Below are 19,129 nucleotides of genomic sequence, written 5' to 3'. Positions count from 1 at the left end.
TTGAAGCTAGCCACAACTCTTGATAAGAGAAGTCGCTTTTCCAGTATTGATTGATAAGATTACCTCATGAATATCACCCTTCGCCAACTGGAAGCACTGGTCGCGGTCAGCCGTACGGGCTCGATGACGCGCGCAGCTCAAGAACTTCACATCACCCAGGCCGCGGTCAGCCTGCTGCTCCGCCAACTTGAATTGCAGCTGGGCCTGCCAATGTTCGATCGCACGACACGGTCGTGTATACCGACCGCAGCCGGACGCGACGCAGTCCGAGCTGCAGAGCGTATGTTGGGCGACGCGCTCAGCCTCACGCGTCAGATGCGCAGCCTGTCGGAAGCACGGAGCGGCACAGTCGTCTTCGTCGCATCGGCCGGTGCAGCCTCCGCGCTCATGCCGGCAGTGCTCGCGACATTCCGCACCGCTTATCCCGACGTTGATGTCATCATGCGCGATGTCGCATCCGATCAGCTTGTAAGCGCGCTGCTCGCGTCAGACGCCGAATTCGCCATCGGCAGCGTGGATGGCCCGGTACCCGAGGTGACGCTGACGCCTCTGGTGAGAGGACGTCTCAGCGCCATCGGCTGGCCTGGTTGTCCGATCGCAGCAATGCAAACGCTATCGTGGGATGAACTTGCTGATCTGCCGACCATTGCGATGCATCGCGACACGCTGATCCGCGCACAGATCGACAGACGGTTGGGGCGCGACGGCAAGGTGCTGACCCCGACCCATGAAGTATCCCTCATCAACACGGCGCTCTCGATGACGGCGAAGGGCATCGGCTATGCGATCCTGCCCTCCTATATGATGCCGACCGAGCAATATCCGGGCCTGATCGCTTTCCAGCTCGTGCGACCGGCGATCACGCGGCAACTGTCCTGGATTCAGCAAACCGGTCGCAGCCTGTCACCCGCAGCGTTGCGGTTTCAGAAGACGACGGCGCATGTACTGGCCAGCGCACACGCGACGGCCATTGCAAGGCGCCCGACGGTGTAACGCACATTTGCGATGTCTCTTGTCATCGGCGATTGACCAACATCGATCGACGCCAAGCGTTGCCGTAATCCCACAGCCTGCCGGGTTTCTGTGTCCGGAGATGACTGACCGTTGACACCCGGCCACCTGCTACGCGATGTTACAATATAACATCGGCGCTGGTGGACCTCTCCGCCGCCCGATGCGGGGCGGCCTGTCGGCATGAAGTGGTTTCGGACGAATATCAGGAATGGGGCAAAGCTGGCGCTGTTCGCGCTGGCAGTGCAGCTTATTCTGTCGTTCGGCCATGTCCATGGCGGGACGGTGCATGCGGCCCCTCTCGACGCAACCATCGCGCGCGCGGCCAGCGCTGCAGCGCAGACGCCGGCCACCTCCGATACCGACCACCATCATCGCGCGACCGATCCCTGCGCGATCTGTGCCGTCATGGCGATGGCGGGCACGGCGTTGTTCGCCACGCCGCCGGTTCTTTTGCTGCCGCGGGCCACCGTCTTGCTGCAGCGGATCACCGAAGCCGAATTTGACCATCTCGACGCCATCAGCGGCGCGTCGCAGCCGCGCGGCCCTCCTGCATCCTGACACGCCATTTGACGATCGCCGCCGCGAATTCCTCGCGAACGGCGTAACCGAAGTCAGATTCGCGGTACCGCGAGTTCCGGCCCAAGCGCACAGACCGCGCAGCCGGTGAAGTCAGGACAAATCTATGTCGATTCAATTCAAGCGCGCCCTCCTGCTCGGCACATCCGCCGTCGTGGGACTGAGCTGCCTCCCGCCATCCGCGCTGGCGCAGACGCAGCTCCCCCCCGTGGAAGTCACCGCGCCGAGCCCGATCGTGCGCCGCAAGCCGGTGCCGTCGCGCACCGCACATACCCATGTCACGCGCCCCGCGCCGAACCGCAATGCTGCCCCGGTGCCCGTTGAAGCGGAGCCTGTTGTACAAGCCCAGCAGGGCGAACTCCCGATCGTCACCGATCAGTTCGCCACCGTTACCGTGGTGCCGAATGACGAAATCCGCCGCTCCGGCGCCTCGACGCTCGGCGACCTCCTCGCCAACAAGCCCGGCATCACCGGCTCCGGCTACGCGCCGGGCGCGTCGAGCCGGCCGATCATCAGGGGCCTCGACGTCAATCGCGTCGGCATTGTTGAGAACGGCATTGGCAGTAACGGCGCATCCGATCTCGGCGAAGATCATTTCGTACCCGTCGATCCATTTGCCACCAATCAGGTTGAGGTGATCCGCGGCCCGGCGACGCTGCGCTACGGCTCGCAATCGATCGGCGGCGTGGTCAGCGCGTCGAACAATCGGATCCCCGATGCGCTGCCGAACTGCGCCGTGGCAGCGCCGTTCCAGAGCTACGGCATGCCGGCGAAGGCGCCGGCCGCCGGTCTCGCGGCGCCGGGCTGCATGAATGCCGAAGTCCGCACCTCGTTCAGTTCGGTGGATCGCGGTGTTGATGGCGGCATCCTGCTCGATGCCGGCGGCGGCAATGTCGCCGTCCATGCCGACGTCTATGGCCGCAAGGCCGGCGACTACAACGTACCGAGCTATCCCTATGCCGAGCCCGGCCTTGCCTTCAACGGCAAGCAGCCGAATTCGTCGAACCAGTCGGCTGGCGCCTCGGTCGGAGGATCGTATTTCTTCACCGGCGGTTACATCGGCGCGGCGATCACGCAGAACAACACGACCTATCGCATTCCGGGCGCTGAAGGCGCGCAGGTCGGCACCCGTATCGCCGGTCAGCAAACCAAATTCACGGCCAAGGGCGAATATCGCCCGGACGCCGCGGCAATCGAAGCGATCCGCTTCTGGGTCGGCGCGACCAACTACAAGCACAACGAGGTCGGCCTTGCCGACGCCAGCGACCTCTTGTCCGACGGCGTGCGCCAGACCTTCACCAACAAGGAGCAGGAAGGCCGGCTCGAAGTGCAGATGATGCCCTTCAACGCGCGCTTCGCCACGATCACCTCGGCCTTCGGCCTGCAGGTCAATCATCAGGAACTGACGGCACCGAGCCCCGATGACATCGGCAGTCCTCTCAATGGTCTGTGGGATCCGAACAAGAACACAAGGGTTGCGGGCTACAGCTTCAACGAATTCAAGTTCACCGAGACCACGAAGGCCCAGATCGCGGGCCGCATCGAGCATGTCGAGCTGTCGGGCACGACGCCTTCATCGATCCCGAACGAGTTCGATCTCAATGCCGATCCCGGCGCCATCGGGCCGGCCGTTGGCCGTAATCTCACCTTCACGCCAAAGAGCGGAAGCATCGGCCTGATCCAGGATCTGCCATGGTATGGGCTCTCCGCCAGCGTCACCGCGCAATATACCGAGCGAGCGCCGAAGCCCGCTGAACTGTTCTCCCGCGGCGGACATGATGCGACCGAGACTTTCGATATCGGCAATCCCAATCTCGGTATCGAGACGGCGAAGTCGGTCGAACTCGGCCTGCGCCGCGCTGCCGGCCCGTTCCGCTTCGAGCTCACCGGCTACTACACGCAGTATAACGGCTTCATCTATCGTCGCCTGACCGGCAACACCTGCGGAGATGGCGTCTGCCAGGCCGGCCTCGGCCTCGAACTGAACCAGGCGATCTATTCGCAGCGTGACGCCACCTTCCGCGGCGGTGAATTCCAGAGCCAGCTCGATGTTGCGCAGATCTATGGGGGCACATGGGGCATCGAGACCCAGGCCGACATCGTCCGCGCGACCTTCAGCGACGGCACCAATGTGCCGCGTATCCCGCCGGTGCGTGCCGGCGGCGGCCTGTTCTGGCGCGATGCCAACTGGTTCGCCCGCGTGAACCTGCTGCATGCCTTCGCGCAGAACGACATCGCCCCGATCGCGGAAACGCCGACATCGGGCTACAATCTGCTGAAGGCGGAACTGAGCTACAAGACGCTGCTCGATCCGCGCATCTACGGCGCCAAGGAAATGACCCTCGGCGTTGTCGGCAACAATCTGCTCAACGAAAACATTCGCAATGCGGTGTCCTATAACAAGGACAACGTGCTTCAGCCCGGGCTGAATGTGCGGGCTTTTGCGAGTGTGAAGTTCTAGAGCAACCTGCACTCGTCATTCCGGGATGCGGCGACTTCGGCGCAAACCCGGAATGACAGTGCTTGGTGGAGAAGTTACTTCGCCGCGTCCCAGTCCGGCCGCACAGCGCCCGCAAGACCCGCAGCGGCTCCTGCCACCAGCTCCAGAACCAGCAGCCGGTTCTGATCGACGGGACCGGGCATGGTCACATTGCCCTTCGGGATCGCCTTGAACCCGACCCGGCGGTAATAGGGCTCGTCGCCAACCAGCACGATGAGCTTGTGGCCCTTCTTGCGCGCATCCTCGATGGCGCGATCCAGCAGCTTGCGGCCGACGCCGCGGCTGCGGAACGGCGGCTCGACGGTCAGCGGACCGAGCAGCAATGCCGGCGTATCGCCCACACAGATCGGCAATTGCCGGACCGAGCCGACGAGCAGCGTGCCAATCCGTGCCGTGAAGGACAGATCGAGTAGATGGCTGACATGTTCACGCAGCCGGTAGGCTGACAGCACGTAGCGGCCCGGGCCGAAGGTGCGGGCATGCAGCCGCTCGATGATCTGGGCGTCATTGGCGGTTTCCGCCAGGATGGTCAGAGAAAGGTCATTCATGTCGGGAGGCGGGATAGCATTTGGCGGGCGCGCGGTCCATTGCCCGGGCGGACGGGATCAGACCCGCCAGGTGGCGCTGATCGGCCTGCCGTCGAAGATCTCGGCCAGCCGCATCCGGGTGCCCTCCGTGGTATCGTGAGGCAGGGCATCGAGGGCGAAGAAGCCGGCTTCGGCGATTTCGCGATTGGGCTCGGGCAACCGGTCCTGCCGGAACTGCCTGACCACATAGACCGCCACATGGTCGCGGATTGAGACATGGCTGTTGAGAAACACGCCATGCAGAACCGGCTCGCCGGTGAGTTCGATACGGCCTTCTTCGCGCAGCTCCATGTCCAGCGCCTCGCGAAAGGTCTGGCCAACCTCGACGCCGCCGCCGGGCAGATACCAGCCGGTGACATACGTATGCCGGACCAGAAACACGCGATTGGCGTCGTCGAGCACCACGGCGCGGACACCCAGGGTCATGCCGCGCGCGAAGCGGAAATAGAGATGCACGCATTTGCGCAGGATCGGCTCCAGCCGTTGCCGCAACGTCGGTGAGGTCATCGCGGCAAATTCCTGGCTGGCGACACGGTGGGTGCTTGCGTCATATGCCCCACCTTGCCAAAACATGCAGGGATTTCACAGGCATGAGGGCGCATTGAGCCGGCTTGTTCACACACGCGCAGGGGCGGATCGCTTCCTATGACGGCCTTCACCCTCGCGCATCTGTCCGATCCGCATGTTCCGCCGATGCCGGAGCCGCAATGGCGCGAGCTCCTGGGGCAGCGCGTGCTTGGTTACCTGAACTGGCGGCGCAACCGGCACCTGATCCACCGCCGCGATATGCTGGATGTCATCGTCAGCGACATGCAGGCGCAGCAGCCGGACCATATCGCCGTGACCGGCGATCTCGTGAACCTCGCATTGGCAGCGGAATTCCCGCGCGCACGGCGCTGGATCGAAAGCGTGGGCACGCCCGATCATGTCTCGCTGGTCCCCGGCAATCACGACGCCTATGTGCGCGGAGCGGCGCAGCGCTTTGCCGAAACCTTTGGCGATTACATGCGTAGTGACGATACCGCGAAGACGCGCTTTCCATTCCTGCGCATCCGCGGTCCGCTGGCGCTGATCGGCGTGTCATCCAGTGTGCCGACCGCGCCCTTCATGGCCACAGGCTGGCTCAGGCCGGAGCAGCATGACGAGCTCGATCGCATGCTTGCGGCGCTCGCGGACGCACATCTGTTTCGTGTGCTGCTGATCCATCATCCGCTGCGCTCACAGCATTGGCAAAAGCGCTTGACGGATTCCGACACGCTGCAGGCGCTGCTGAAACGCCATGGCGTCGAACTGATCCTGCACGGCCACGACCACATTCATTCGACCATGTGGTTCGACGGCCCGCAGCGGCGCATTCCCGCTATCGGCGTGCCGTCGGCGTCATCCATCGCACACGGCCGCAAGCCGGCGGCGGCGTATAATCTGTTCGCCATCGAACGCGACGGCGAACGCTGGCGCTGCGAACAGACGGTGCGCGGGTTCGGCGATGGCAACATGGTGCATGAGATCAAGCGGGTGATGCTGTAACCCCGCTCTCTCCACGTCATTGCGAGCGAGGCGATCCAGTTCTTGCTTTGTTTGCGGCTTTCTGGATTGCCGCGTCGCTTCGCTCCTCGCAATGACGAGCGACTAGTGTCCGCGCACGGATACTAACAACGCCAGGGCAAATAACCCTGCGATGCCGACTACAATGCCAAACAGGAACGGCCAGAATCTGCTGCGCGGTTTCTTCACCAGTGTCGGCACAAGCGGCGGCCACGTTGTCACCATCGCATGTTCGCGTTCGATCATGCGGCGCGCGACATAGTCGGTCACGGCCTTCACGATGACCGGAATATCATGAGCCTCCGCCAGCACCACGCGGCCATGGCGGGTGTCCTGCACGAAGCGATATATGCGCTTGTCGCGTCCCATCGCGACATGGGCGACCATGTCAATCCACAGCCGCGGCGTGTCGCCCTGGCTGACGCCCCGGTCGAACATCTCGATGCCATCAGGAATCTCGGCAAACAGTGGATCGAGCGCCTCGTTGAGTATCTCGAGGCGCGCCACTTCGGCATCCCGCAATTCGACGACCACACCGGTGCGATCGGCTGCCTCGATACGGGCCTTGCGCAGGGCGTCGCGCAGACGCATCGGCTTGGCTTCCTCGACAGGCTTCGTCCCGTTACTCGCCACGCTGGACCTCTTTCTGGCTGCCTCAAGCGCGGCAGCCGCCGACATTAAGCTATCAGCTACCATAAGTGCCGGAAAGGCCGTTTGTTTCCAGCTACTTGCACCCCGAACGCACCAACGGCCCCACCCGGTTGCCCGGATGAGGCCGTTGATTTCCTTGGACGTTTTCTTATGCGGCAAACCAGGGACAGGCTTGAGACAATCCAGCGGCCGTAACGCCCGCTGGCGATGTCAGCCTCAAGCGACCTTGTCAGTCTCAGGCGACCTGGCGGCTCGGCTCTTCGACGATGGAAAAGCGGACGCCGGCACGGTGGCGATTCTCTTCAGACACGATCTTCCAGGCCTCTTCGGCCTGCTTGCGCGTCTTGAACGGACCCTGCACCTGGGCCGAGCCTTCGACCAGCTTGTGGAAGTTCATCGAACCGAACTCGCCGCCGATGACCCAGAAATTGCTACCGTGTGACATGTCGTGCTCCTGTTCTATCTTTCAAATCGACATTCGTGACATGCGATGCATTCACCGTGTAAGGAGATAACTCCATATCGGCCAAATCCACCAGATAGCTTGCGTTTGAATGGTGATGTGATGTAACATCGCGACTTGTAATAAATGTCATTTTGTCAATTTTGTCACAAATACCAGCCGAGGCGGCGACTCGGAACCAGGAATTGACGCGTATGGCGGGCGAGTCGGGCAAGAAACTGTTCGTGGGACCGCGCTTCCGGCGTATCCGGCAGCAACAGGGGCTGTCCCAAACCCAGATGGCCGAAGGTCTCGGGATTTCGCCTAGTTACATCAATTTGATCGAGCGCAACCAGCGGCCGGTCACCGCGCAACTCCTGTTGCGGCTGGCTGAAACCTACGACCTCGATCTGCGCGACCTCGCGACTGCGGATGAGGATCGTTTCTTTGCAGAGCTGAACGAGATCTTTTCCGATCCGCTGTTTCGCCAGATCGATTTGCCGAAGCAGGAATTGCGCGACCTTGCCGAACTTTGTCCCGGCGTCACGCATTCGTTGCAGCGGCTCTATGCAGCCTATACCGAAGCGCGGCGCGGCGAGACCATGGTGGCGGCGCAGATGGCCGATCGCCAAGAGGGCGCGCAGTTCGAGGCCAATCCGATCGAGCGCGTGCGCGACCTTATCGAGGCCAACCGCAACTACTTTCCCGAACTCGAAACGGTGGCCGAGGGCCTGCGCGACGAAATCAGCGTGCCGTCGCAGGATCTGTTTGCGGCGCTGAGCACGCGGCTGCGTGACAAATATTCGATCGTCACCCGCATCATGCCGGTGGACGTCATGCGCGAAACGTTAAGGCGGTTCGACCGGCATCGCCGGCAATTGTTGATCTCGGAAATGGTCGATGCACCCGGCCGCGCGTTTCAGGTCGCGTTCCAGATCGGCCTCGTCGAGTGTTCGTCCAATTTCGAAAGCATCATCGGCCGCGCCGGACCGCTCGACGACACGCCGCGCCGGCTCTATCGCATCACGCTGGCGAACTACTTCGCCGCCGCCGTGCTGATGCCTTACGGCGCGTTTCATGCCGCGGCAGAAGCGTTGAGCTACGACGTGCAGGTGCTCGGCCAGCGTTTCAATGTCGGCTTCGAGCAAATCTGCCATCGCCTGACCACGCTGCAGCGGCCGAACGCGCGCGGCGTGCCGTTCTTCATGCTGCGCGTCGACAATGCCGGTAACGTCTCGAAGCGGTTCTCGTCCGGCACCTTCCCGTTTTCGAAATTTGGCGGCACCTGCCCGCTATGGAACGTGCACTCGACCTTCGACACGCCGGACCGCCTGCTGAGCCAGGTGATCGAACTGCCCGATGGCAGCCGCTACTTTTCGCTGGCGCAGACGCTGCGCCGGCCCGCGGCGCCGCATCCCCAGCCGCAACCGCGCTTCGCCATCGGCCTCGGCTGCGAGATCCGCCACGCCGGCAAGCTCGTCTATTCCGCAGGCCTCGATCTGGAAAAAACCGAGGGGACGCCGATCGGCGTGAACTGCCGCCTCTGCGAACGCGAGAACTGCAGCCAACGCGCCGAGGCGCCGATCACGCGCAGCCTGATCCTGGACGAGAACACGCGGCGGGTGTCGAGTTTTGCGTTTAGTAATGCGCGAGAGTTGTAACTCATAACGATCTGGGCATAGGGAAAAGCCATGCTATACAGACCGCATGGGATTTGGGGTCTTCATTCATCGTACGGATTCGATCTACGACGACAGCCCGGCTGAGCAGTATCAATTTCCCAGCCAGTATCTTAGTCGCGCGGAGAACTTCGTTGGCGATTGGATCGTTTATTATGAACCACGTAAGGTCGAAGCGACGCGTGGTTACTTTGCCATTGCCAAAGTTCAGCAGATCATCCCCGATCCTTCAGCAGCGAGTATGTACCTCGCGTTAATCGAGCCATCGAGCTATCTCGAATTTGGGACCCCAGTTCCATTTTCCGACACTGACGGCGTCGTTGAACGCGGGGTCCTCAATGAGCAGGGGCGGATTTCAGGACGAGCCCAGTCGGCAGTTCGTCCAATAAACCCTAGCGATTTCGAACGTATTATTACGCGCGGGCTAGATGAGACCGTTCAGATCCTACCAAGAATTGGTGACATCGCGTCGCCTCCCCATCTCAATGAGGAGCAAGCCCCCTTCCAATTCGAAGAAACGCGAGATCGCCTGAGCTTCCTTACCTCAAGAACTGTGCGGGATCGGACTTTTCGCCGCGTTATCCTTGATGCTTACGACCGACGCTGCGCAGTAACCGGACTGAAGTTGATCAATGGTGGCGGTCGGGCAGAAGTCGACGCGGCTCACATCCGACCGGTCGAAGCGAATGGCCCAGATATCATCAACAACGGAATCGCTCTTTCGGGCACAGCTCACTGGATGTTTGATCGTGGGTTAATCAGCCTTTCGGACAATCTCGAAATCATGATTTCGCGCCACGTGAATGACTTTGAGAGCGTGCGCGCTCTTGTGAATAAAAACGGTCGTGCACTTCCACCTCAGCGAGCGTCTCAGCGCCCGCATCCGCATTTCCTAAGTTGGCATCGCGATCATTGTTTTAAGCAATAGCCGTTGTAAGACGTGGATGCCCAGGTCAAGCCCGGGCATGACGTGGAGAGAGGACTGCTCATGCTGCGAATATCGGTGTTGAAGCAAGTTGCGGCAGTCGTCGCGGTCTTGACTGCTACTACTCTCTCCCCCCCTGCCTCCGCCCAACGCGGCGCGTCCTGCCATGGCGGCCAGAGTTTCGATCAATTCCTCGCCGGACTGAAACAGCAGGCCGTCACTGCCGGCGTATCGCAGCGCGCGATGGCGGAGGCCTCGCCTTACCTCGTCTACGACCAGGGCATCGTCAATCGCGACCGTGGGCAGCGCGTATTCGGGCAGTTGTTCACGCAGTTCGCCGGACGCATGGCCGCGGACTACCGAATGCAGAACGGGCAGCTCAAGATCAAGCAGAACGCCGCAGCCTTTGCGCGTGCAGAGAAAGAGTATGGCGTACCGCCAGCGGTCATCGCCGCGTTCTGGGCGCTGGAGAGCGATTTCGGCGTGCAGATGGGCAATCTGCAGACGCTGCGTTCACTGGTCTCGCTAGCCTATGACTGCCGGCGCTCGAAGATGTTTCAGGACGAGACCATCGCCGCGCTGAAGATCATCGATCGCGGCGACTTGTCGCCGGCGGAGATGATCGGATCATGGGCCGGCGAGCTCGGCCAGACGCAATTCCTGCCGACGCATTACTTCAACTATGCCGTAGACTATGACGGCGACGGCCATCGCAATTTGCTGCGCAGCCCCGCCGACGTGATCGGCTCCACCGCCCACTATATTTCCACCGGCCTGAAATGGCGGCGCGGCGAACCGTGGTTGCAGGAGGTGCGGGTCACCGACAACGTGCCGTGGGATCAGGCCGATCTCACCATCCAGTTGTCGCGCGCCAAATGGGCGTCATTCGGCGTCTCCTATCCCGACGGGCGGCCACTGCCGAATGACAGCATGCCGGCATCGCTGCTGCTGCCGATGGGACGGTACGGCCCCGCCTTCCTCGCTTACGCTAATTTCGCCGCCTATACGGAATGGAACAACTCGCTGATCTATTCGACCACCGCGGCCTATCTCGCCACCCGCATCAATGGCGCATCCAAGATGCGGCAACCCTCCGCCCCCGTCGCGCAGCTGTCACATCCCGAATTGCGCGAGCTGCAGCAACTGCTGGCAAAGCGCGGCTTCAATGTCGGCAAGATCGACGGCATCCTCGGCCAGCAGAGCCGCACGGCCGTCAAAGCCATGCAGGTCAAATTCGGCCTGCCGGCGGATTCCTGGCCTACGGCCGAGTTACTCGCTGCATTGAGATCCGGGCGCTAAGTCTGATCCGAGAAACGGTATCCACTTATCGGGACGGTGCTCGAAATTTCTTCTCTTTTGTGAGGCCGCGGCGGTTGAATTCGGCTGGCTGCGCCCCAAGTCCATGCAGCAGCATCTTTTTCGAAACCCGCCGCTGTGCCTCGAAACACATCACAAAAGAGCATCCACATGCCGTTCTATGATTCTGTCGTGCCCGCCTATCTGCAGATGCTGGGCAGCTTGTCCGCGAGCCTGAAAAAGGCCGAAGCCTATGCTGCCGCAAGGAAGATCGAGCCCGGCGTCCTGCTCGGCACACGGCTCTTCCCGGACATGCTTCCGCTGAGCCGGCAGGTCCAGCTCTCCTGCGATTTCGCCACCAAGGGCAGCGCGCGCCTCTCGGGCAGCGAAGTGCCGGCGGTACCGGACACCGAGACGACCTTCGATGAATTGCAGGCGCGCATCACCAGAACCGTCGATTACCTGAAGAACTACAAGCCCGCCCAATTCGACGGCGGCGAAACCCGGGAGATCACCTTCCCCACCGGCCCCGGCAAGACCACCACCATGTCAGGCCAGGAATTCCTCACCAGCTTCTCGCTGCCAAGCTTCTATTTCCACGTCACCACCGCCCACGGCATCCTGCGGATGTGCGGTATCGATGTGGGCAAGCGCGACTTCCTCGGCGCGCAGTAAGACGCGTGATCGCCACAGGATAATCGACTGCCGACGGCACGATGGAGAGATCATGATCATTCAATTCACCATCGCCACGACTGCTTTATTCTGAACAGAAAACGCGCAGCACAGAGGCATTGCCAAGGCGCTGCGCGATGCCCAATTCGATCTCGTCCTTCATCGACTGGAAAACTTACATGAGCACGTCCAAACTGTTTGAACCCTATAAACTCGGCAACATCACACTTTCGAACCGCACCGCTATGGCGCCGCTGACGCGCAATCGTGCGATCGAGGGCTTCGTGCCGAACCCGCTCGCCGTCGATTACTACAGCCAGCGCGCCAGCGCCGGCCTCCTGATCACCGAGGCCAGCCAAATCTCCCAGCAGGGTCAGGGCTATCAGGACACGCCCGGCATCTACACGAAGGAGCAGGTCGCCGGCTGGCAGAAGGTGACCGATGCAGTTCACGCCAAGGGCGGCCACATCTTCATCCAGCTCTGGCATGTCGGCCGCATCTCGCATACCAGCCTGCAGCCGAATGGCGGCGCGCCAGTCTCGGCTTCGGCGATCGCCGCCAAGACCAAGACCTTCGTCAACAACACCTTCACCGACGTCTCCGAGCCGCGTGCGCTCGAGCTCGCCGAAATCCCCGGCCTGATTGATGACTACAAGCGCGCCGCTAGGAATGCGGTCGAGGCCGGTTTCGACGGCGTCGAGATTCATGCTGCCAATGGCTATCTGCTCGAGCAGTTCGCACGCAACTCGACCAACAAGCGCACGGATGCCTATGGCGGCTCGCTGGAGAACCGCGCCAGGCTGATCCTCGAAGTGGCTCAGGCCGTGAGCAGGGAAATCGGCGGCGCCAGGACCGGCATCCGCATCTCGCCGGTGACGCCGGCCAATGACGCCGCCATCGACAGCGATGCGCAAAAGCTGTTCGATTACATCACCGACGGGCTCAGCGCCGAGAAGCTGGTCTATCTCCATGTCGTCGAAGGCGCGACCGGCGGCCCGCGTGACAATGCACCGTTCGATTACGCCAGCCTGCGCAAACGCTTCAAGGGTACCTATATCGCCAATAACGGCTTTGATCTCGCGCTGGCCAACAAGGTGCTCGCTGCTGACGCAGCCGATCTGATCGCCTTCGGCAAGCCTTTCATCTCGAACCCGGATCTGGTCGAGCGCCTGAAGTCCGGCGCGCCACTCAACGATGCCGACAAGGCGACGTTCTATGGCGGCGGCGCGAAGGGCTACACGGATTATCCGGTGCTGAGCGCGAAGCAGGCGGCGGAGTGAGCACGCCGTTATCCAGAGATACGGCGCTCAATCGGCTAGCATGACACGCTGCTTTTCCACAGAAGGCAGAATGTGAGCGTCAAACAGACCCCTCGCCTCAAGACCCTCTGGCTCAGAGATCCCGGATTGGGGATCGCTGAGCCAGCTCATCTGTGAGTTCAATCAGGCGTTTTCGCCAATCATGGATGCGACGGCAGAACCGACCAGGCATCGTCTCACTCAGCCTTGGCTCCGGTCTCCTGGACGATCTTGGCCCATCGGGTCGCCTCGGCTTGCATGTAGTCGGCATAGTCTTTGTCAGTCCCGCCAAGTACGATCGAGCCGAGCTCGACGAGGCGTTTTTTCACCTCGGGTGACTGCAATGTTCTTTCCAATGCACTCGACAGTTTCTTGGTCACATCCTTCGGTGTGTCGGCTGGAACGAGAAGCCCTTGCCAGGCACCGATATCCATTGTCTGCAATCCAAATGCTTCGCGCATGGTAGGGACATTGGGGAGTTGAGGAACGCGCTGGGCGTGGGTAACGGCAACCGCTTTCAACGACCCACTTTCCAGATGCGAGGAGATTTCGTTGATGGGCAGGAACATGAACTGCACGGAGCCGCCGAGCATATCCGTAATTGCCGGTGCGCTACCGCGATACGCGATATGAGCAGCCTTCGTTCCCGTCTCCTTGAGGAAAAGTGCGCCGGCAAGGTGAAGCAGCGCGCCGCGCCCCGACGAGGCGTAGTTCACCTTGCCATCTTGCTCCTTGAGCCAGGCGACCAGTTCGACAGGATTGGTTGTGGGGACTGATTTGCCGACGACCAACACGAGCGGAATCGTTGCGGTCAGCGAGATCGGTTCGAAGTCCTTCGCCTGAAATCCCGGATTCGCATAGACCGAAGGCGCAAGTGCGACTGCCGAGGTCGCATAGAAAATGGAATACCCGTCCGGGGCCGACTTCTTTGCCTCGACTGCGCCGAGGTTTCCTCCGGCGCCGCCCTTGTTCTCGATGACAATCGAACCGCCGAGTTCGGCGCCGAGCTTTTGACCGACGATGCGGGCATTGATGTCTGCCGAGCCGCCGGGAGCAAAGGCGACAATCATCCGCACCGGGCGCGTCGGATAGTCGTCCGCTGCGTGCAGGGGGGATTGAGCGAAGGTCACAACTGCCGTGACGCCGATCAGACGCCGGGCAATATCCGTAAGTTTGGTCATGTCGATTTTCCTCCCCAGGAACTGGATTGACCGTCTCGCTCTAACGAAGATCGGCCGGTCTGACGGTCAAACCGCTTTCATCTTGGCTGCGATAGCGTCGATCGCTGCCTTGTAGTCACGCGGTTCGATACCCTTGCAATCATCCTTGAGCCCGAGCTCGGCCTTCCATCGCAGTCGCGCGGCGACGGCACGCGCCATGACGGGCTCGATACCAGCGTCCGCCACTGCTTCCGTCGACATTTCGAGTTCTTCCGCTCGTCGTTTGGCGTGGATAACACCGGACGGAATCAGGCTCTCCACCGTATCCATCCATGGCCGCGCCAGGGTCTTTGATGCAGAGGCGAGAACGATCTCGTCGATGCCATAATGGCGAGCTGCGAGAAGCATCTCGTCCGTCAGCGCTTCGATACCCTTGATCAGTACCGAGCGAAGAATCTTGATCCCCGAAGCTCGGCCGAGCTCACCGCCGACGAATTCGATCCGCATTCCCCACGGATTGAGCAGATCGCGCACGCGCTGGCCGGCCGGGCCGCTCGACAGGATCGGCATCGCATATCCGTTTTTCGGCGTGCCCTCGATCGAGGCGTCGCCGATCAATGCGCCGGTGGCCGCCAGGCGCTGTGCTACACCAATCTTGATTTTTGGCGTCGCGGAAGCGAAGTCGACGAAGGTGTGGCGCGATGTCAGACACGGCACGAATGCGGCAGCGCTTTCGAGCGACACCGATCCCGGCGTTACGCTGACGATCACATCGGCTGCGTCGGCAAGTTCCCGATTCGAGCGGACCAGCGTGACCCCGGCTTCTTCGGCCCGTCGCTGCATCAGGCCACTGTACGGACCATCGAACGCGTATTTGTCGTAGCAATGTATCGCGCTGAGCCCCGCCTTGCGAAGCCCTGCACCGAGCGTACTTCCGATCTCGCCATAACCGACGAGACCGAGCCTGAACTGAACACCGGCTTCCGCCATCGTTTCCTCCCTGAAGCCGCGCTTTTTGTCGCTGGCCAGTTACTTGGCGTATGCACCTTTGTATGTGCCGTCCCGAACGCTCTGCAGGATCATCTCTTCCTTATCCGCCTGAGCCTGCACCGCCTTCAGAAGATCGCTGGCAACGGACGGCGAAAACGCGACGACTCCGTCCTCGTCACCGACGACGATGTCGCCCGGATTGACGACCATGCCGCCAATCGAGACGGGGATATTCATTGCGCCGGGACCGTTCTTGTAAGGGCCGCGATGAATGGCCGCGCGCGCGAAGACAGGGAAGTCCGAATTGGAAAGGATAGCTGCGTCGCGTACGGCGCCGTCGATCACCAAACCAGCCGCGCCCCGCGTTTGGGCAATCAAAGCCATGATCTCGCCGACCAGTGCCCGGCTTGTGTCGCCACCGCCATCGATAACCAGAACGTCACCCGGCTGAAACAGATCGAGCGCCTGATGGATCGTGCGGTTGTCACCGGATGCCGTTTTGATCGTGAAGGCCACGCCGGACATCGCGCCGCCGCGGTGGAAATGGCGGAGGCCTACTGCACCAGGCAGACGATCGAGATTATCGCTGATCAAGGCCGTCGGCGTCGCGCTGAACAGCGCTGCAATGTCCTTTGCGGAGGCTGATGCCTGCATATGTTTTCTCCCTTGGGATAGAATGTACAAAAAAAGTACAATATGTCAATTAGCGCGCTTAATTTCCGAAAATTCATAATTTTTCATACGAAAAACAAACAATTCTGTTTCCGCGGGGCTTTGCTCTAAATGGTTTGGGTGAACAGTTTTCGGGGTAGGACGCCTGGATGGGACGAGGGCAAGACAAAGCGTACGATATCTTGCGGCAACGCCTGGTGGGCGGGCACTACTTGCCGGGATTTCATCTGCGTGAGGAAGCACTGGCCCTGGAGTTCGATGTCAGCCGGACGCCCATACGTGCTGCGCTCAAGCGGCTCGTCGAGGATGGCCTAGCGACCGCAGATGCCGGTCAAGGCGTCCATGTCGCGACCTGGAGCGAGGCGGATATTGAAGAGACCTTCCGGATCCGCATTCTGCTGGAACCGCATGCTGCAGAACTCGCAGTTCAGCGCGGTGGCGACGCACTCGTCGCGCGTCTCGAGGCCTGCAACGCGGCAATGGAGCGAGCAATCTCACAGCGCGGAGCTGTCGCGATCATTCAGGAAACAAATCGAGATTTTCACCAGACATTGCTGGAATTCTCCGGAGCTCCGCGCCTGCGGGCAATCCTTCAGCCGATGATCGACATGCCCATCGTTGTACGGTCTTTCTTTCTCTACTCTCCCGACGAGTTGACGCAGAGCCTCAATCATCATCGCGACATTACATTTGCGGCACGCACAAGGGACGGCTTGCTCGGTATGAATGCGATGCAATTGCATCTACGGATGTCCCATGCGCGAGTGCTGCGCCACCGCCAGGAAATGTCCGCCGGTGCTCATCAGCATCCTCCCGAGAATGGCTGATACTTCGCTCCCGCCCGCCGCTGACCAAGGCCAGCAGAGTAACGGATCACCCAAAGAAAAGGCCGGGATCGCTCCCGGCCTTTTTTGTTGCTCAGAAAACTCGTTTTAGTTCGAAGCGCGTTTCTGCGGAGGCGATGCTGGCCACGACTTGATCAGGGTGTCGTAGTCCACCGTCTCGCCCTTCGGCTTCTCGTTCGCCAGCTTGCGCTGGGGCGCGATATTGCCGTCCTTGGCGGACTTCGCGTACCAGAACTCGGCGGTTTCCTTCTTGTTCAGCTTCGGTCCGCATTCGCCCTGAACCTTGGATCGTTCAAGACGTTCGAGCACCGAATCCTGCGCTGCAGCCAGCGAGTCCATCGCCTGCTGCGGGGTCTTCGCACCGGACGACGCATCGCCGATGTTCTGCCACCACAACTGTGCCAGCTTCGGATAATCCGGGATGTTGTTGCCGGTCGGCGACCACTGCACGCGGGCTGGCGAGCGATAGAACTCGATCAGACCACCGAGCTTCGGTGCACGTTCGGTGAACGACTTGTCCCAGATGTCGGACTCACGAATGAAGGTGAGACCGACATGGCTCTTCTTCAGGCTCACCGATTTGGAGGCGATGAACTGCAGATAGAGCCAGGCTGCCTTGCGGCGATCCGCCGGAGTCGACTTCAGAAGCGTGGCTGAACCCACGTCCTGGTAGCCGAGCTTCATGCCTTCCTTCCAGTACGCACCATGCGGCGAAGGAGCCATGCGCCACTTCGGCGTACCATCGGCATTCATGACCGGCAGGCCGGGCTTCACCATATCGGCGGTGAAGGCGGTGTACCAGAACATCTGCTGCGCGATGTTGCCTTGTGCCGGCACCGGACCCGACTCCGAGAAGGTCATGCCCTGCGCCTGCGGCGGAGCATATTTCTTCATCCAGTCGAGATACTTGACGATCGAATAGACAGCAGCCGGACCGTTGGTGTCACCGCCACGCTCGACGGAGGAACCGACCGGGCGGCAGCCTTCCATGCGGATACCCCATTCATCGACGGGGAGGCCGTTCGGAAGACCTTTGTCGCCATTGCCGGCCATGGACAGCCAGGCGTCGGTGAAGCGCCAGCCGAGCGAGGGATCCTTCTTGCCGTAGTCCATGTGGCCATAGACCTTGACGCCGTTGATCTCCTTGATGTCGTTGGTGAAGAACTCGGCAATATCTTCATAGGCCGACCAGTTCACGGGAACGCCGAGATCGTAGCCATACTTGGCCTTGAACTTCGCCTTGTAGTCAGGATTGGTGAACCAGTCGTACCGGAACCAATACAAGTTCGCGAACTGCTGGTCGGGCAGTTGATACATTTTCTTGTCGGGCGCGGTGGTGAAGGACGTGCCGATGAAATCCTTCACGTCCAGCATCGGATCGGTGACGTCCTTGCCCTCGCCGGTCATGTAATCCGACAGCGCGATGGTCTGGCCGTAGCGGAAATGCGTGCCGATCAGATCTGAGTCGTTGATCCAGCCGTCATACACATTCTTGCCGGACTGCATCTGGGTCTGCAGCTTTTCGACCACGTCGCCTTCCTGGATCAGGTCGTGCTTGAGCTTGATCCCGGTGATTTCGGAGAACGCCTTGGCCAGCGTCTTGGATTCATATTCGTGCGTCGTCAGGGTTTCGGAGACGACGTTGATCTCCATGCCCTTGAACGGCTCGGCGGCCTTGGCGAACCACTGCATTTCCTTCAGCTGCTCTGCCTTCGACAGCGTCGACGGCTGGAATTCGCTGTCGATCCACTTTTGCGCCGTAGCGTCGTCGGCCTTCACGGGCAGAGCCAGCGTCACGGTCGCAGCGATCAGCGCTATGGCGCTGGTCATCATGATGGCGCGCGTCGATCCACGCCTGGTGAGTGTCGTCAGTTGTCTCATCGTGTCCTCCCTCGTTTATGTTTCAGACCCGGATTGATCCCGCGTCTGACCTTCCTCACTCGTCAGACGGTGCGAAAAATTGCCACCGCCGAGACCAGCGAAATCAATGTCGCGAACCACAGGTTCGAGATTTCAAGACCTTCCTCGCCGATCGGCAGCGTTGCGATTGGATCGCTGCCGACAAAGCCGATCCACAACAGGTGGATGACCGCCGCCGCGATCAGCGACAGGAACAACCGGTCGCCGCGCGTGGTGGGAATGCGCAGGATGCCGATGCGCTCGGCTTCGGGATAGGCAACCGCGAGCCACGTCATCGTGGCCAGCGTAATCGCCAGCAGTGCGAAGAAGATCGCGGTCGGCGGCGTCCAGGCCATCCATGCGATGTTTTCCATG

The 19,129-nt window shown here is 61.0% G+C and carries 19 protein-coding genes; 10 read left to right on the top strand and 9 right to left on the bottom strand.

Annotation, left to right across the window (positions count from 1 at the left end; all coding sequences use genetic code 11):
- Positions 1-66 precede the first annotated feature (66 nt).
- The 3 genes from AC1RLZ_RS05090 (at position 67) to AC1RLZ_RS05080 (ending at position 4,051) form a co-directional block, all read left to right on the top strand.
- Entirely contained in the window at positions 67-993 is a 927-nt protein-coding gene (locus tag AC1RLZ_RS05090) for a LysR family transcriptional regulator (RefSeq protein ID WP_493187730.1), read from the top strand.
- Positions 994-1,194: 201 nt separating this feature from the next.
- Positions 1,195-1,572, top strand: a complete 378-nt coding sequence (locus AC1RLZ_RS05085) for a DUF2946 family protein (RefSeq protein WP_493187729.1) — start codon at positions 1,195-1,197, stop codon at positions 1,570-1,572.
- Positions 1,573-1,696: 124 nt separating this feature from the next.
- The gene (locus AC1RLZ_RS05080) at positions 1,697-4,051 is read left to right on the top strand and encodes a TonB-dependent receptor (protein WP_493187728.1); all 2,355 of its coding nucleotides are present in this window, start codon (positions 1,697-1,699) and stop codon (positions 4,049-4,051) included.
- Between the two features lie 74 nt (positions 4,052-4,125).
- Here the strand turns inward: AC1RLZ_RS05080 and AC1RLZ_RS05075 are convergent, their stop codons facing one another.
- The gene (locus AC1RLZ_RS05075; protein ID WP_371421773.1) at positions 4,126-4,638 is read right to left on the bottom strand and encodes a GNAT family N-acetyltransferase; all 513 of its coding nucleotides are present in this window, start codon (positions 4,636-4,638) and stop codon (positions 4,126-4,128) included.
- 57 nt (positions 4,639-4,695) lie between these two features.
- Entirely contained in the window at positions 4,696-5,184 is a 489-nt protein-coding gene (locus tag AC1RLZ_RS05070) for an NUDIX domain-containing protein (protein WP_493187727.1), read from the bottom strand.
- Positions 5,185-5,322: 138 nt separating this feature from the next.
- On the opposite strand from AC1RLZ_RS05070, the gene AC1RLZ_RS05065 reads away from it, so the two are divergent.
- Positions 5,323-6,204 carry a metallophosphoesterase family protein gene (locus AC1RLZ_RS05065; protein WP_371421775.1) on the top strand — a complete coding sequence of 294 codons (882 nt, stop codon included), beginning with the start codon at positions 5,323-5,325 and terminating at the stop codon, positions 6,202-6,204.
- A gap of 102 nt (positions 6,205-6,306) precedes the next feature.
- On the opposite strand, the gene AC1RLZ_RS05060 is transcribed toward AC1RLZ_RS05065, so the two are convergent.
- Together AC1RLZ_RS05060 and AC1RLZ_RS05055 are read right to left on the bottom strand one after the other, a co-directional pair.
- Positions 6,307-6,813 carry a hypothetical protein gene (locus tag AC1RLZ_RS05060; protein ID WP_493187995.1) on the bottom strand — a complete coding sequence of 169 codons (507 nt, stop codon included), beginning with the start codon at positions 6,811-6,813 and terminating at the stop codon, positions 6,307-6,309.
- A gap of 295 nt (positions 6,814-7,108) precedes the next feature.
- Positions 7,109-7,318: a DUF4170 domain-containing protein gene (locus AC1RLZ_RS05055; RefSeq protein WP_371421776.1), complete on the bottom strand. Its 210-nt coding sequence runs from the start codon at positions 7,316-7,318 to the stop codon at positions 7,109-7,111.
- A gap of 212 nt (positions 7,319-7,530) precedes the next feature.
- Here AC1RLZ_RS05055 and AC1RLZ_RS05050 point away from each other — a divergent pair, with 212 nt between their 5' ends.
- The 5 genes from AC1RLZ_RS05050 to AC1RLZ_RS05030 all read left to right on the top strand — a co-directional run bounded on the left by AC1RLZ_RS05050 (position 7,531) and on the right by AC1RLZ_RS05030 (position 13,170).
- Positions 7,531-8,976: a helix-turn-helix domain-containing protein gene (locus AC1RLZ_RS05050; protein WP_493187726.1), complete on the top strand. Its 1,446-nt coding sequence runs from the start codon at positions 7,531-7,533 to the stop codon at positions 8,974-8,976.
- 46 nt (positions 8,977-9,022) lie between these two features.
- A complete protein-coding gene (locus AC1RLZ_RS05045) occupies positions 9,023-9,922 on the top strand; it encodes an HNH endonuclease (protein WP_493187725.1) in 900 nt (299 codons plus the stop codon).
- Between the two features lie 60 nt (positions 9,923-9,982).
- A complete protein-coding gene (locus AC1RLZ_RS05040; RefSeq protein ID WP_493187724.1) occupies positions 9,983-11,218 on the top strand; it encodes a lytic murein transglycosylase in 1,236 nt (411 codons plus the stop codon).
- A gap of 168 nt (positions 11,219-11,386) precedes the next feature.
- Positions 11,387-11,890: a DUF1993 domain-containing protein gene (locus tag AC1RLZ_RS05035; RefSeq protein ID WP_371421779.1), complete on the top strand. Its 504-nt coding sequence runs from the start codon at positions 11,387-11,389 to the stop codon at positions 11,888-11,890.
- 179 nt (positions 11,891-12,069) lie between these two features.
- Positions 12,070-13,170: an alkene reductase gene (locus AC1RLZ_RS05030; protein ID WP_493187723.1), complete on the top strand. Its 1,101-nt coding sequence runs from the start codon at positions 12,070-12,072 to the stop codon at positions 13,168-13,170.
- A 215-nt stretch (positions 13,171-13,385) separates the two neighbouring features.
- On the opposite strand, the gene AC1RLZ_RS05025 is transcribed toward AC1RLZ_RS05030, so the two are convergent.
- The 3 genes from AC1RLZ_RS05025 to AC1RLZ_RS05015 form a co-directional block, all read right to left on the bottom strand.
- Positions 13,386-14,369, bottom strand: coding sequence for a Bug family tripartite tricarboxylate transporter substrate binding protein (locus tag AC1RLZ_RS05025; protein WP_493187722.1), 984 nt, complete (start codon positions 14,367-14,369; stop codon positions 13,386-13,388).
- 66 nt (positions 14,370-14,435) lie between these two features.
- On the bottom strand, positions 14,436-15,338 hold the full coding sequence (locus AC1RLZ_RS05020; RefSeq protein ID WP_493187721.1) for an NAD(P)-dependent oxidoreductase: 903 nt from the start codon (positions 15,336-15,338) through the stop codon (positions 14,436-14,438).
- 39 nt (positions 15,339-15,377) lie between these two features.
- Positions 15,378-15,992 carry an RraA family protein gene (locus AC1RLZ_RS05015; RefSeq protein ID WP_493187720.1) on the bottom strand — a complete coding sequence of 205 codons (615 nt, stop codon included), beginning with the start codon at positions 15,990-15,992 and terminating at the stop codon, positions 15,378-15,380.
- 167 nt (positions 15,993-16,159) lie between these two features.
- Between AC1RLZ_RS05015 and AC1RLZ_RS05010 the strand changes: the two genes are divergently transcribed.
- Positions 16,160-16,837 (top strand): GntR family transcriptional regulator, encoded by a 678-nt coding sequence (locus AC1RLZ_RS05010; protein ID WP_493187719.1) that lies wholly within the window; start codon positions 16,160-16,162, stop codon positions 16,835-16,837.
- Between the two features lie 105 nt (positions 16,838-16,942).
- On the opposite strand, the gene AC1RLZ_RS05005 is transcribed toward AC1RLZ_RS05010, so the two are convergent.
- Together AC1RLZ_RS05005 and AC1RLZ_RS05000 are read right to left on the bottom strand one after the other, a co-directional pair.
- Positions 16,943-18,736: an ABC transporter substrate-binding protein gene (locus AC1RLZ_RS05005; protein WP_493187718.1), complete on the bottom strand. Its 1,794-nt coding sequence runs from the start codon at positions 18,734-18,736 to the stop codon at positions 16,943-16,945.
- A gap of 62 nt (positions 18,737-18,798) precedes the next feature.
- On the bottom strand, positions 18,799-19,128 hold the full coding sequence (locus tag AC1RLZ_RS05000) for a DUF2160 domain-containing protein (protein WP_371421782.1): 330 nt from the start codon (positions 19,126-19,128) through the stop codon (positions 18,799-18,801).
- Position 19,129: the final 1 nt, after the last annotated feature.

The sequence above is a fragment of the Tardiphaga sp. GW822-FHT04G09 genome (assembly GCF_058800725.1).
Note: the sequence above shows the minus strand (reverse complement) of the source record. Positions and strands in the feature narration are given on the sequence as shown.